13 protein-coding genes and 2 pseudogenes are annotated in these 14,464 nt (G+C 39.9%); 1 reads left to right on the top strand and 14 read right to left on the bottom strand.

Annotated elements, in window-relative coordinates; all coding sequences use genetic code 11:
* Positions 1–30 precede the first annotated feature (30 nt).
* The 14 genes and pseudogenes from trxA to O3646_RS09600 all read right to left on the bottom strand — a co-directional run.
* On the bottom strand, positions 31–345 hold the full coding sequence (gene trxA, locus O3646_RS09665) for a thioredoxin (RefSeq protein ID WP_003002728.1): 315 nt from the start codon (positions 343–345) through the stop codon (positions 31–33).
* Between the two features lie 98 nt (positions 346–443).
* Positions 444–3,473: a CocE/NonD family hydrolase gene (locus O3646_RS09660; protein ID WP_371610814.1), complete on the bottom strand. Its 3,030-nt coding sequence runs from the start codon at positions 3,471–3,473 to the stop codon at positions 444–446.
* A 119-nt stretch (positions 3,474–3,592) separates the two neighbouring features.
* Positions 3,593–5,578 (bottom strand): peptide ABC transporter substrate-binding protein, encoded by a 1,986-nt coding sequence (locus tag O3646_RS09655; protein WP_155167622.1) that lies wholly within the window; start codon positions 5,576–5,578, stop codon positions 3,593–3,595.
* 125 nt (positions 5,579–5,703) lie between these two features.
* Positions 5,704–6,741 (bottom strand): M42 family metallopeptidase, encoded by a 1,038-nt coding sequence (locus O3646_RS09650; RefSeq protein ID WP_371610813.1) that lies wholly within the window; start codon positions 6,739–6,741, stop codon positions 5,704–5,706.
* A 63-nt stretch (positions 6,742–6,804) separates the two neighbouring features.
* Complete coding sequence (locus O3646_RS09645; protein WP_371610812.1) at positions 6,805–7,251, bottom strand: NADAR family protein; 447 nt, start codon at positions 7,249–7,251, stop codon at positions 6,805–6,807.
* The gene (locus O3646_RS09640) at positions 7,238–7,882 is read right to left on the bottom strand and encodes a hypothetical protein (protein ID WP_371610811.1); all 645 of its coding nucleotides are present in this window, start codon (positions 7,880–7,882) and stop codon (positions 7,238–7,240) included. Before O3646_RS09640 ends, O3646_RS09645 begins: the two co-directional genes overlap by 14 nt.
* Positions 7,883–7,915: 33 nt before the next feature.
* Positions 7,916–8,353 carry a hypothetical protein gene (locus O3646_RS09635; RefSeq protein ID WP_239665668.1) on the bottom strand — a complete coding sequence of 146 codons (438 nt, stop codon included), beginning with the start codon at positions 8,351–8,353 and terminating at the stop codon, positions 7,916–7,918.
* 202 nt (positions 8,354–8,555) lie between these two features.
* The gene (locus tag O3646_RS09630; RefSeq protein ID WP_049485884.1) at positions 8,556–8,978 is read right to left on the bottom strand and encodes a hypothetical protein; all 423 of its coding nucleotides are present in this window, start codon (positions 8,976–8,978) and stop codon (positions 8,556–8,558) included.
* A gap of 1 nt (position 8,979) precedes the next feature.
* Positions 8,980–9,168 (bottom strand): hypothetical protein, encoded by a 189-nt coding sequence (locus O3646_RS09625; RefSeq protein WP_049473973.1) that lies wholly within the window; start codon positions 9,166–9,168, stop codon positions 8,980–8,982.
* Positions 9,169–9,171: 3 nt separating this feature from the next.
* The gene (locus O3646_RS09620; RefSeq protein ID WP_024055942.1) at positions 9,172–9,477 is read right to left on the bottom strand and encodes a PTS family porter; all 306 of its coding nucleotides are present in this window, start codon (positions 9,475–9,477) and stop codon (positions 9,172–9,174) included.
* A gap of 11 nt (positions 9,478–9,488) precedes the next feature.
* Positions 9,489–10,157, bottom strand: a complete 669-nt coding sequence (locus O3646_RS09615) for a hypothetical protein (protein ID WP_053090794.1) — start codon at positions 10,155–10,157, stop codon at positions 9,489–9,491.
* 153 nt (positions 10,158–10,310) lie between these two features.
* The gene (locus O3646_RS09610; protein WP_003007812.1) at positions 10,311–10,658 is read right to left on the bottom strand and encodes a barstar family protein; all 348 of its coding nucleotides are present in this window, start codon (positions 10,656–10,658) and stop codon (positions 10,311–10,313) included.
* Positions 10,659–10,960: 302 nt separating this feature from the next.
* Entirely contained in the window at positions 10,961–11,194 is a 234-nt protein-coding gene (locus tag O3646_RS09605) for an Imm74 family immunity protein (protein ID WP_024056346.1), read from the bottom strand.
* Positions 11,195–11,196: 2 nt separating this feature from the next.
* Positions 11,197–12,453: pseudogene (locus tag O3646_RS09600) on the bottom strand (hypothetical protein); the annotation flags it as partial.
* A gap of 248 nt (positions 12,454–12,701) precedes the next feature.
* Between O3646_RS09600 and O3646_RS09595 the strand changes: the two are divergent.
* Positions 12,702–14,219 (top strand): annotated as a pseudogene (locus O3646_RS09595) (ATP-binding cassette domain-containing protein).
* The last annotated feature ends 245 nt before the right edge of the window (positions 14,220–14,464 follow it).

The following is a 14,464-nucleotide window of genomic DNA, read 5'->3' as shown; positions in this document are numbered from 1 at the left end:
TCGTTTTCCAGTTTGGAAAACGAGTTTTTTTTAGCTCAATTCTGCAATGATTTCTTTCAATTGGGCTTTCGTATGAACTCCAGCCACTTGTTTGACAACTTGTCCATCTTTTTTAAAGAGAAGAGTTGGAATCGACATGATACCGAATTGACGCGCTGTATTTGGATTTTCATCGACATCCATCTTACAGATTTTCAAATCATCTTCATGTACTTCTTCTGCCAACTGATCCAAGATTGGAGCTTGCATGCGGCATGGACCACACCAAGTTGCCCAAAAGTCAATCAAGACAAGGCCTTGGCTGGTTTCTTGTTCAAAAGTTGCATCTGTGATTACGTGTGCCATATTTCCTCCTTTTTCAGTAGGCATCTACTGATTCTGCATTTCTACTTTTATTTTACACTAAATGATGCCATTTTAGAAATATTTGCTACGGGGACTCCTTAAGCATCTTCTTTCTTCTTGCGCCAAAAGATGAGGCTAGAAGCTGTCAGGGTAAACAGACCTAAGAGACCCAGAGCATGTTCTTTGCTACCTGTTTGTGGAAGCGTATGCTCCTCATGCCCTCCTTCTACTGCAGGAGTTGGAGCTTGAGGATCTTCTGCCAATCCTGATGAAACAAATTGAGGGCCATAGGATACAGCTAGAGCAAGGTGAGGGTGCTCTTGGGCAGCTGATGCGGTCTTCATCTCAACGACCTTCTCAGGAACATCTTGGCTTGGTTGGACAAGATGTTCTGGGGTTGGAAGCGTATATTCTTCCTTGTAGTGCACTTCTGGTGCTACTAGAGCAGCTCCTCCAACTTCTGGCAGGTTTGCATAGTCTGTATCGCTTGCACTTGGTAGATAGCTTGCCTTTTGAGCGCGGGTCTTTTCGACAATTGGAATCGCAGCCTGGATAGAATCTGTCTTGAAGGTCACTTCATAAGGGTGCTCCACCGTTAAATCAGACGGGTCATAGGTGTTAAAGACTAGAGCTAACTTGTGACCTTTCTTAACTGTATAGAGATTTGGTTGGAGATAGACCGTATAATCATGGTATTCCCCAACTTTTGGCTCGATGCTTGCGCGAGAGCTTGCTGAATCGTAGCCAGACTCAGGATTGGCAAGGTTGATCCAGCCTTTTGCGATCACCTTGTACTTGGTCTTGATGGTTTCGTATTCGGCTACAGATAGATTGCTTAAATTGCTTCCCATCCAGAAACCATCTGCTGTTTTATCTTGCTTGACGCTACCATTTCCTACCACGTCAAAGTCCTCATCTGCCACGTCTACCAAGAGGGCATTGAGTTGGAAATTCTTTCCTTGACCTTTGGCAAGAGCTGCCTTGAAATGAACGGGAATGTGGCCCTTGATCGTAGTGTCCTCAGTGACCTCAGAAACAAAAGTCAGATTAGCCTTAGAAGAGGCTTTGCTGACTGTTTCATTACGGTTAGCGATCTCAACACCCGCAGCCGCATAGTCACTTGAAATGGTTTCTTCCAAGCGTTTCGACTGAGCATTCAAGAAGAGACGTTGACTGCTCTTCCAGTTATCATAGCTGGTCCACTTACTTGGATCATAGTTGTTTTGAGCTAGAACCGCTGGCAAGCTTTCGACGTGATTGTCCACGCCATAGAGGTAGTGGGTCAACCAGGTATTGAGCAAATCATAAAAATCTTGACCCTTGGCGGTGATGCCGTATCCACGGGACATAGCAGCTGGATAGACGTGGTCTCCTTGGTGGAGATAGAGCTTGACATCTTGGCCCGCTTTCTTGAGCGCATCGTACATGAGTTCAAAATGTTTGGTCTTGACATTGTCATCGTTCAAGCCATGGACAATCAGGGCGCTGGTCTTGAGATTTTCTGGATGAAGGGTATAATCCCGCTCCTTCCAGACATCACTGTAGTTGCGATCATGAGCGTACTGGTCCTTGTTCAATTGGTTGATGTAGTTGGAATAGTTTTGCCAAATCCCTGCCCAGTCTTCTTGATCCAGCATCCGCGTGCTAACGTAGAGGGAGAGCCATGAAAGGTCACTATAAGGTGCATTGCCAAATTGGGTCCCTTGGCTATTGAAATAATCATACCAAGAAGCAATCCCTGCTGCTGGAACGATGGTCTTTAGGCCTTCTACGCCAGTCGCTGCCACACCAAAGGTTGTGGTGCCAGCCCAGGAGAGACCGGTCATTGCGACATTGCCACTTGCCCAGTCTGCCTTGATTTCGATATTGCTAGTCTTATCGGTGTAGGCTTTGCGTTTGCCATTGACCCATTCGATGATATTCTTGAAGGCATTGATTTCGAGGTCAGATCCGGTTGTATTGAAGCCTTCTGATCCCTTGGTCCCAAGTCCAGCACTGGAGATAAAGGCATAGCCTCTGACCAAGAAATAGTCGTACCAGTTGAGATCTTCGTAGTCATAGATATACTCGTAGGGACTGTAGTAGTACCAATCCGATGCTTTGGCTTTTTTCGCTGCTTCTACTGTCGTCTCACTGCCAACTGGCTGTCTCTTTGCAGGTTGGCTGTGCAGTTTCTTCATGTCGTAGCTGCCATCTGTCGGAAGCCCCAGACTTTCAAGGGTCACGTAGTTTTCATCGAGTGTTCCTGCTACGTAAGGACGCGCTTCGAGAATAGTTGCTGCCTTAAAATCTCCTTGCGCGACTGCTTTTGGCAATTGAACAATGGCTTTGACCAAGTCTGGCTTGCCATCTGCATCGGTGTCGTAGTCCGTTTCGACATAGACTGGGAAGCGCACAATTTGGCTGTCCTCATATTTGTAGTCTTCGTCTGCTTTTTCTCCCGTCGTATAAGGGAAAATAGGCTGGGCACGACCATTTAAAAAGAGAGGGCTTTTCTTTTCAGCCCGGTAGGCATCATAGAGTTTCTTAGCTGTTTCGTACATCTTGGCCAATTCTGGCTGACTGACCTTACGAGTCAGATCTTCTGATGTTTCAATCAAACCTAAACTCTTGGCAAAGCGTTCCCGATCTGCTTGGCTTTGGCCTAATTGGCTTGGATCCGTTGCTGCCCATTGAAGCAAGCCATTAACAGCATCTTGCACTGTCAACTCTTTAGTAGCCTGATCACTTGCAAGGGTCGAACCTGTGACTTTTGCCAAATCCTGACTTGTTGCCAGTGCTTCTGAAGTAGGAGTGGATTGAGGTGCAGCTTCCCTGTTTGTTACTACTGGAGTTGCTACTGGAACAGTTGGATCACTTGAGACTGTGTGGGCTTCTCTTGTAGGAGCTACTTGATTGGCACCTGTCGCCCGATCCAGCGATGCCTCATTCGAGCTTGCAGCTTCTTCACTAGTGACAGTACTTGCGTCACTTGTTGTCGGTCTTGCTTCAGTAGATGGAGCATGGACCACTTCTGTCGATGGAGCTAGCTCTTCTGTCTGCTCATCTGCTGCTGCTACTTGATGCAAGACCATCGGCGCGATCAATAAACTTGATGCGAGAATGGAAACCATTGTTTTCTTTTTCATGTCAATCTCCTCACTTTTTGTAAACAACACTCCTATTATACTATGTAAGCGTTTTTATATCAAGTTGATATTCAAATGATCCCACAAAAAACCGAGGCATCAGCCTCGGTTATCGATTCTTATTTGACGTGTTTCTTAAGATCTTCTTGTGCTTTTTTGTTTGACTCTGCTTGTTCTTTTTGCCATTTTTCAAGGGCTTTGTTGTAGTCAGCAGTTGTCACAGCTTTATCTTGGAGTTTCATTCCTTTGTAGATCACGTGGTCTTTTCCTTTACCACCAGTCCATGCAAATGGAGCTGAGAATGGTTCGATACGTGTCAAGAATGGACGTCCTGTTGATGAAGAAGTTGGCATAACAAGGGCACTATCTGTCAACCAAGCTTGCGCTGCCGCATATTTTTCATAGCGTTTGTTGACGTCTTGTGTTTCTGCACCAGCATCTTTGATCATCTTTTCAAAGTCGTACAGACCAACTTTTTTAGCTGCTTCATTGTTTTCACTTGGGTCAAATCCAAGGAAAGTTTTAGTATTTTCACCAGATGAAGCTTTCAAGATATCCATGTAAGTTGATGGGTCTTGGTAGTCAGGGCTCCATCCAACATTATCAGAGAGATCCCAGTCTTCGCCAGCCGCATTTGGCGCAAAGAGGGTCACATTTTGAAGGTCTTCTTTCGAAAGCATTTGGATATCGATGACGATATTTTCTTTACCAAGTGCTTCTTCAACTGATTGTTTGAAGGATTGTACCCGTTGAACTCTTGATGGTGTGGTTTGGTCCACAGGCATATCAATGTGAATTGGGAATTTCACACCTTCTGCTTCCAAGGCAGTCTTCGCTTTTGCAAACTCTTCCTTCGCTTTCTTAGCATCGAAGAGACCGTTTTGACCATCGTCTAGTTTAGTAGATTTCCACTCATCTCCGTAGGTATCCAATTGAGTTTTCACCATTTCACCAAAGGTCTTGCCATTAGCTTGGACAAATGTTGGTGGAATGTAGAGGTTACGGATGATCTTGCTTGCTCCGTCTTTTCCGTTCAATTGAGCAGCATACGCTTCACGGTTGAAGGCAAAGCTGATCGCTTGACGGAAGTCCTTGTTCAAGAGAGCTTTCTTAGTAGATTGTTTTTCTTCATCGGTCTTCTTAGCAGTGTGTTTGTAAGATTGACGGTCGATGTTGGTACCAATAACATAAGAAGCAGCGTCTTGAGGAGTGTAGGTGATTTCGTCTTTGAATTCTTTGGCTTGCTCTGAGTAACCAGATCCAGTTGGGAAGAGTTTGGCCAAGCTAAGAGAATTTTCACCGAATGATTTGGCCAATTTACTTTGGTCTTGTCCATCGTAGAATTCCAATTTCACATCTGAGATGTAGACCTTGTCTTTATCCCAGTAGTTTTCATTCTTGGTCATTTCGATAGAAGATTTTGAAGTAAAGCTCTTCAAGATGTAAGGACCATTGTAAAGAAGGGAGCTGGTGTCACTTGCTTGAGCGAATTTATCCCCTTTTGATTTCACGAATTTTTCGTTGACAGGGAAAGTGATCCCAAGAGTCAATTTAGAGTTCCAGTAAGATTCTGGTTGGTTCAAAGTGATTTGAAGGGTATGATCATCAACTGCTTTTACTCCTACAGCTGAGAAATCTTTATTTTTACCACTGACGTAGTCATTCAAGCCTTTGATAGAATCTTGGATGATGTAGAGCATTTCTGATTTGTTATCAGCCGCATATTTGATCCCTGTGACGAAATCTTTAGCTGTTACATCCGCATACTCTTCGCCTTCTGAATCATACCATTTAGCATCGTCACGAAGTTTATAAGTATAAGTCAAGCCATCTTGCGAAACTGTCCAATCTTTTGCAAGAGATGGAATCAAGTTACCGTATTTGTCATTTTCAAACAAACCATCAATCAAGTTTCCAGTGATATCGTGGGTTGCTGCTTTACCAGATGTGATATAGTTTAGGTTTTCTGGCTCAGTCTCATAGACATATGAGAATTTTTGACCGTTACTTGAGCTAGATGATTTAGAACCACCCGAACAAGCTGCTAGGATACCTGCTGAAAGGAGGGCAACCCCCGCAAGTGCAATGACATTTCTTTTTTTCATGTAAATCTCCTCAAGAAATTTTAAGTTTATTTTGAGATTATACCACAAAGGTTTTCAGAAGAAAAGGAATTTTCAGAAAATTTTTGTATTATGAAAAAAACTACTCCGGAGAGTAGTTCCATTTTTTACTCTACTAAGTCGCTCTTGAGGTAGGCATCGACCATGCGCTCTGTTGCGACTACAGAATCCAAGTGAGTCCGCTCATAAGAGTGGCTAGATTCGATTCCTGCTCCGAGAAGAGCATGTTTGACTTCTGCTCCTGCGCTCATGGCTGCAGAGGCATCTGATCCATAGAAAGGATAGATGTCCAACTTATAAGGGATTTCTTGGGCTTTTGCCAAGGCTACCAAATGCTGACGGAACTCATAGTGATATGGTCCAGAAGCGTCTTTGACACAGATGGATACCGTGTATTCATCCGTCGCTTGGTCGTCTCCCATAGCTCCCATGTCCACTGCCAAGTATTCGACCACTTCAGCCGGAATACTGGAATTAGCCCCATGCCCCACTTCTTCAAAGACTGAAAAGGCAAAGGTGGTCGTTACTGGCAATTGGATCTGCTCTTCCTTGTACACGCGCAGAAGATTCAAGAGAATCGCCGCACTCACCTTGTCATCTAGATAACGAGATTTGATAAAGCCAGTATCTGTCACAATGGTCCGGGGATCAAAGCTGACAAAATCACCCACTTCAATACCAAGGGCACGGGTTTCTTTCTCATTGGTCACTTTTTCATCCAGACGGACTTCCATATTGTCCTGGGTCCGCTCGACAGTCCCCGCCTCCTTGTAGACGTGGCAAGAAGTCTGATGGACCAAAATCGTACCCGAATGGGTCTTTCCGGTATTAGCCACATGGACCGTACAATTTTCCCCTTCAATCATATTCCAAGGGAAACCACCGATACGGTCCAGCTTGAGGCGGCCATCTGCTTTCACAGCGCGGACAATAGCCCCCAAGGTATCCACATGGGCTGTGACGTAGCGTTGCTTGTCTGTGATCACACCAGGAACGGTCACATTCACGCCTCCCTTAGCAGTCCGAGTCACTTCATACCCAAAGCCTTCAATGGTTTTGACCAAATAGTCTGCGATCTCACGTGTAAAACCGGTCGGTGAAGGAATGGCTGTCAATTCCTGCAAATAAGTCACTGTCTGATTCATAATGCCTCCAAATGTGTTTTTCTTTATTCTAGCATGAAATAGGTGGAATAGCTAGAGGAGAGATTACAGGTTAGCGTTTTTCAACTCTTCCCGTACTTGCATTAAGAGAAGGCCTAGTTTGTTCTTCCCAGTGCCATCTCCCCCATCAGCCCAGTAGGCGTCGTTTCGCGTATGTTCGATGATGTTGGCATCTCCTGTCGCCAGCAATTCCCTTACGATTTCTGGATTTTGGCTAAATTTCATCCGAAGAGCCTGGAGCATTACCTCATCTTTGACCTCTTCCCAATCTGATCTCAAGGGATTTTGACGATTGCGTCCCTCCAAAGCAGCATCCATTGGAGATGCTATCTGACGAATTTTCTCTTGAATTTGGGGTACTAAAAACTTTTGTGCTTGAAAATAATGCTCTGATGTTGGCCAGATTCTGCTACCATCTGAAAAAGGGTAGGGAGCAAAATTGGACATAAAACCATACTCATCATTTACTTTATAAAATTTAATTTCTTTCACCTTTATCCTCGATTCCAAAATCTCCCAATGATTTTTGCTTTTCTTTTAATAACTGTGTCACATAATCAGGATCTATTTTGAGGAATAGCTTCAAAGTATCATGAATTCGCCAATAATTTTCTTCAGGTTTGTCCATAATAGTTGAAAGGAAGTGTTTGAGGTAGGGGATGTATTCAGAAAAGCCATTATCTTCAACTAGATAGTAAAAATATGAAAGATCATAATAACCTTTTTCCGCCTGCTCTATAATTTTGCAGACATAAGGGAATATGTCTTGCCTTGCTGTATCGCCATCACCTCTATCTGACTGATTGGCCCAATAGCTAGTAAGAGCATCTAATATAATTCGATTTGTATCATCATAACTATATAGCCGATGAGGAATATAGCCTTCCAATTTACCTTCAACAAACATCTGAGTCAGAATATTAAAGCCTTCCTTTATTCCCCAAATAGTCAACAATCGAGAGGATTTATAGCGCAAAAAATCATCATCACTATCTAATAAAGAAGTCAGTTTTTCAATTGTTTCTTCCGGAATATCTTCCAAGTCTACTTCTTCGAGTAGATCTGTATAATCCACATCGTTTGGAACTGTGTAAAATAAATCTTCTAATTCTTTATTGTTCATCGCTTTTCCATTATTTGGGGAATTACTTCAACGTCAATCCTCTATCATTAGCGGAAAAATATCGTCCCCCCTGTACATTTTATCTTCCATTTCTTTCCACTCAATCACTAGTTTATACAGTTCATCAGTTGAAATAAAACATGGCGCACCTAATATTTCTTCCTCAAATTGGAAGTAAACTTCTGTTATTTCTTTTCCAATTTCGATTCCCAACATATTACCATCAAAAGCATACTCTTCCATCTTCCCAGTAATTACACTCTCCAAAGCTTCTCGAACATGCAGATAAAAATTATGAACCTCAGAATTTAAAAAGTCTGACAGCGTTTGAAATTTTTGATCTATAAATTTCAAAACTAACAATATATCATTTTCTTCATTTCCAAAAACCACAACTGAATATATTCTCTTCATTAATCTTACCTCTAAATTCATTTTATTCCCTTGGAAATGCTGAGATAATTTTTCCATCAGATTCTCTTATATACATTCCAATCTTTAATCCATTACTACTTTTTCCAATGTACTTATTGCCCTGAGCTAAAACTTTATTAGAATATGCCTCATTAATGGTATTGGAATTCTGTCAATATTTTGCGATTCATTTAGTCCACTTAAAGTGAAAACAGGAACTTGCCTACAACTAACAGTGTATAAACAAGTTCCTTACAAGCTATTTCAATGGCGATACATAATCATCTGGAAGCTTGCCTCTCCAGTCAATCCATTTTTGTTCAGCAAGCGGAATTAACGTCTCAAGCTCCTCCTGAGTAAATAATTCCCAACTTTTAGGACTAGCTATTAAAGGAGTTAAGCCTTTTAATATAAATTGTTTCTCACTAGCTTTCTTTTCTTCTTCCGTTGGTGGCCAACGATCGTTCTCCGCTTTAAAATCAATTTCACGTGCCGTCCTCTTGCCTAATAAATATTCATTAAAATCAGAAGGATTAATTTCAAAGACACGACGAACTGAAGCTACTCCAAACTCTCCAAAAGTGTAATATTTCCCTTCATGTCTTCGAAAATCATATCCCTTCGGTGATTCAATCTTATCAAAGGTATCAAATTCTTCCCATGTTATTTTAGTTAAACTCATTTTAATCGCCTCCTAATTTTCTAATTGTAAATTCTCCCCACGGAACTTCGTCAATGACTGCTTCTGGCATATTTCCTGGGAAGGTCTGTCCTCCTGGTTTCCAAAAACCATCAAAAGCAGAATCTTCATTTCCGCTTGGAATTCTTGTATGAGATTGATGAAATGCTTCTAATTTTAAAATTTGATGCATTTACTATGATTCCAAGTTTTCTATTTGATTTAAAAGCTCCCATAATCTATTATTGTAGGCTTCAATTTCTTCATTAATTTTTAGTCGTTCCAAATAATCATTCTTCCAAACAGAAAAGTCTGATAGACCTCCTCTTGGAGGATAAAGGATATCTTTAATTTCTCTTATTGTAGGGAGTGAGTCACCATTTTCCAATGCACATTCTAATCCTTGTAAAAATGAAATTTGTACATGAATTGTCCCATCATTGTATTGATTTAATAGTGGTAATATTAATTTGATATTATCTAATAATTCTTTTCGTTTCATTTCTTTCCTCACTAATTTAATGGTTTTGAGCTAATAACCTCTACACCTTCTATTTTCCACGGAGTTTCAATAAAAATTTGTTCATATTCCAAACCACCTTGATAGATGCCTCCTTGACTCGCAACAGGTCCTCTGTATATTGTTGTGCCAGCTGGTATTTTTATTTCGTAAACTGTATTTAAAGGAGAGCTACCAGTGTAGTTTCCTGAACGATCTGTCCAAATTGGTTTTACTGCCGTATTTATTCTAACTTCTATCTCAGAATGTGGGGCTGATTCTGTAAACCATTGCCCTAGCGGATTGCTTTGGTCGCCAGCTCGATATAATATTTTAGGAGACTTCAAAACTTCAACATCATACCGTCCCCCATAAAAATTAACATTAGGCTGACCTCTTAAATCATTTAGTGGACCAGGATTTGTATATGAATTATATTCATAAGTTTGCAAATCGGGATATTTAGATTGAATATTATTTACTACTGGTCCCTCAACATCTAAATTCTTAGGTGCAGGCTGAGGCTTGGCTACCGGCTGAAGCCTCGTGGTTGAAAAGTCTTTAAACCCTGAACTCTCCCTCGCAAGCCTGCTTTCTTCTATATTTCGTAAAATATGTTCGCGATCATAAGGTTTTGTGGTTTCTGTTATAGTTTTACCATTGATATCTACCTTAAGGTTCACCTCAGGAATTACTGGTTTCCTATTGAAGACAGGAATTTTCCCTTTTACCTTACTATATACATCCAAGAACGTTGTATAGGGTTTATTGTAGTACTGATTATATCCAACATAAGTGGTTACCTTAAGGTAGCTCCTTAAAACTTTGTCCTATTTTTAATTTTCTACTATGTAAACTTGAAAACTCTTGACCTTACTGCCAACAACATGCTTTTCAACATCGCATTCCCACCAAGGAAGAATATCTTCTTCCAAAATTTCTAAAAATAAGTCTTTAGATGATAAGTCATCTTTTAAGAAGCTATCATAATTTTCAAGAATAAAGTTGTATTCTTCAGCTTTTATCCATGATAAGTCTGTCAGCCAATCTGTAATAGATGACCAATTATTGGCATCAGGAAGTCCGACATTTTTTTCAAGAAAACGAAATAGTTCTTCTTTGTTTTGGATCTGCTTCCCATCAAAATTTGCTACAAAGCCACTGAAAGGCAATCGATCTTGCATTTCAAGTTTCGTAATGTAATGAATTCTATTTTTCAGGATTTCAAACCTCTATTCTATTTTTTTAAAATGTTTTATAATGGTCTTCTGTTTTGAGTAAAATCTATTTTTGAATATCGATTTGAAAAAATAGGTTGATTCAAACTAAACTTGCTGGTTGCTGAGGAGGCCACATAACCTCCTACGATGTTCCCGATAAAGTTTGCAGTTTGAGCATCTTCTTCACTTCCACCTAGGAGTTTGGTCCCATGATAGACAACCTGACCACTTGTATAGAGATTTATTTCTCTCAGAATACAATATAATTATACAAAGTCTAATTGAATAGTTTGATTGCTCTCCATTTTTTTAGCTGTATTAATAATATTTTCTATTTCTCTTTGAGTTATCGGAAGATTCTCATGAGGAGGCTCCCATTGTGTCATACTATCTTTATAAACAACAAATTTTTTATTGATCAGCAATTCTCCTTGTGCTTTTATGAGGAAACCATTCTCTAAATCAAAAGTAATTGTTGATCTTGTTCCTGTAATTTTCATTTCTACCTCTCGAATATAATTTTTTCTACCCCTGTTTTAGGATCTATTGTTGTAACCTTAGTAACATTTGGATTGGCCTTCAATTTTGGTAGTTCGATGTTTTCCCAAATATTTCCTGGTCGTAGTTCGCTACCAACTACAGCTCTTATTTCACCAGATACTTGCTCTGCGTAAACATTCGAAGCTTCCTCCCAAGCTGTTACACTTGAAGGAGTATTAAAATCCCATTCAGGCATTACAATGTTCGTATCATCAATCGTAGATTCTAATGTAACTCCTCCTTTATTTTTTGCTATTTTTTTCGCAACATCCATTCCTCCAATGCCATCTGTTCGTCCTGACCAGAAAAAAGCCGTATCTGGATCAGTTTTCAATCTACCTCTTATTAACTCAACATCAAAGTCAGTTTGAGTAAAATCTATTTTTGAATATCTATTTGAAAAAACAGGAATTACTGGTTTCCTATTGAAGACAGGAATTTTCCCTTTTACCTTACTATATACATCCGAGAAAGATGTGTAGGGTTTATTGTAGTACTGATTATATCCAACATAAGATGTATACAAGGTACTTGCTAGTTGGAGGCTATCAGTAAAAGCTCTCACCTTCTTGATATCTTTTGCACGATTGATTTCTTCCTGTGTAGCAGGTTTGCCTGTAAAAGGATCAATACCTTCTTCAATTATATAATAATCATATTTAGTTTGAAAAGCAGGATCTCGCCAACTGAGCATTTTTTGACTATCTAAAAGGAAATAGCGGTCTAGTAGGTAATCATAATTAGCTCGCTCTGTTTCAGATTTAAATAGTTGTGCATATGGATTCACATGAGCCATGGAGATCAATGTTTTAAGTTCTGGGTAGGCCTCTTCTAACGCTTCTTGATCCATTGCATCGATACGTTTCTTAAATTTTGGGTCCACCTTGGCTAATTCTGAAGGTAATAATCCTAAGTGATCATCCTTCACTTCATTATACCGCTTCCAAATTAGTTTCACATCCTCAAAATCCATAGTAGCAGTCACATTATCGCCTTGTCCCATTGTAAGAAACCTTTTATAGGATTGAATTACAGTACCATACTCTTCCTCCAGTTCTGCACGTGACATTTTTGAAAGTTTTTCCTCTAACGTTTTAACTTTCGGATTCTTCACTTTGTTCAGAATGGCTTGTCGTTTTTGCCATCCTAAAGAGATTGTTTGCTTCCACGATAGATCAGTTCCACTACTTGGAGGCAAATAGGTTCCGCTAGCAGCATCTTCTGTCGCTAGCAATTCTTTTGTTTAAATTAACACGCCTACAGAATCATCCTAATATCAAATTTTTTTGAGAAATACATGGACAAACTTCTTTCAAATTAATAAACTGACTTCATCATATGCTATAATTTAGTTATATTTTACAAAAATGAAAGTTTCTAACTAATGCCCCTATTTGCTCATTAATGTAACTGGGCTGTTATGTCATTATCAGTTTTATGTTATAGCTTTATCAAGGAGTTTCGTCTATGTTTCAATACCTTAAGCCTTTGCGCTGGTATCTTTTCTTTAATTTTCTCTTTAGTGGACTATCCAATATTTGTACGGCTCTTCTTCCATACTTTACACAAGAATTAATTCGTGGCCACTATCAAATAGCTTTGTCAGGTTATTGTATCGCAGTTATAGGTTACTTGACTTGCAACTACATCCAAATGCGACTTGACTGGAAACAGGCCATTCTCTTTTCGACAAATCTAAAGAACGATTGGTTTCAATCTCTTTTAGGACTTGCCCACCATGATTTCAAGCAGAAAACAGTCGCAGAATACATTTCTTATCAATCTAATGATCTTGATTCACTGGAAAAAGATTATCTACCTCCACTGATGAGTTTTTTTAAGCAGATTCTACGAATTTTGATTTATACCATCATTATTACCAGAACGATCAATCCTATAGTGGCACTGATCCTACTGATTTCAACAGCCATCAGTATTCAAATTCCAAAGATCGTTGGTTAATTGACTGCGAAGCGTAGACAAACCTATCTTGAAAAGCAAGGTGATTATTATCGGACCTTGGAGGATCTATTCCGAGGACATCACCTAGTTAACAAACTTACTCTACCTCATTTTATAGAGCAACAAAGAAGTTCTCTCAAAAATTTGCAGGATAAGTATCTTGGGTATGGTTTGACTAAAATTACAGGTATTCTCTTGACGGGTATTTCTTTTGAATTCATTAGCCTTATTCTCTTTTCCTATCTAGCTTACTCTCTATATCATCATCAAATTGGTATCCCTGAGGTGGTTGCAAGTTTTGGTTATATTACAGCCTTCTCAGAACCAATTCAAGAAATCCTTTACGATCTGCAAATGTTAGAGTCGGTAAAACCTGTAATTAAAAGCTTTCAAACTATCGTTAAACACCCATCTTCAATTCAGGCACCACAGCATTCTTTTGAAACGATCACATTGAAAAATCTTTCTAAACAACTTGGGGAATCAACATTGAAGATTTCTTTTGCCACCATTCACAAAGGAGATAAGATTGCCCTCATAGGAGAGAACGGATCAGGTAAGAGTAGCCTGCTCAATATTTTAAATGGTACGGATGAGGATTTCCAAGGCGAGATCTTGCTGAACGATCTTCCCCTAAATCAGCTTTGGGGGAGATTTGGCCTGATCTTGCAACAAGAGCATAGCTTCATCTCTAGTTATGAAAATAATGTTACGCTATTCAATACTTTCCCCGCAGAGTTTAAGGATGAGGAATTTGAAGCAACACCTCCTCAATCCCTGTCAGCTGGACAACAACAACGCATGTACCTCAATCGAGAAAAAAACCGCCAGAGTCCATTAGTTATTATGGATGAACCTTTTTCAGCCTTGGATGCTCATCAGTTCGAGGCAGAATTGAAAAAAGTACTAGACTTACCGTGTGCTGTCATCATTACTTTACACCGACAGAATGAAGCACTGAAGAACTTTGACCAAGTCTGGGAAATTAGATCTGGAGAACTAATCATTCAAAAAAATGAGTAGACTTGCTTTCTCACGAAGATTTGTTTTACCATGATCAATACATCATCAGGCACAGATAGATTGAGGTCATCTTAACCTCAAAAAGAGAGTGGGACAGAAATCGGTAATTCGTTAGAATTCGATTTCGTCGTCCCACCTACTCACAGTTGAGTAGGGCTGTAAAAGCTGATGAAATCAGCGTAGTAGAGCCCACTCAACCACTGCGTCTTGCTCGACAATCCAAAAACAATTGAGAGGCTAGGACT

The sequence above is a fragment of the Streptococcus sp. 27098_8_148 genome (assembly GCF_041432105.1).
In the GTDB taxonomy this organism is placed as follows: domain Bacteria; phylum Bacillota; class Bacilli; order Lactobacillales; family Streptococcaceae; genus Streptococcus; species Streptococcus parasanguinis_AE.
The sequence above is the reverse complement of the archived record's forward strand: the minus strand, read 5'-3'. Positions and strand labels throughout refer to the sequence as shown.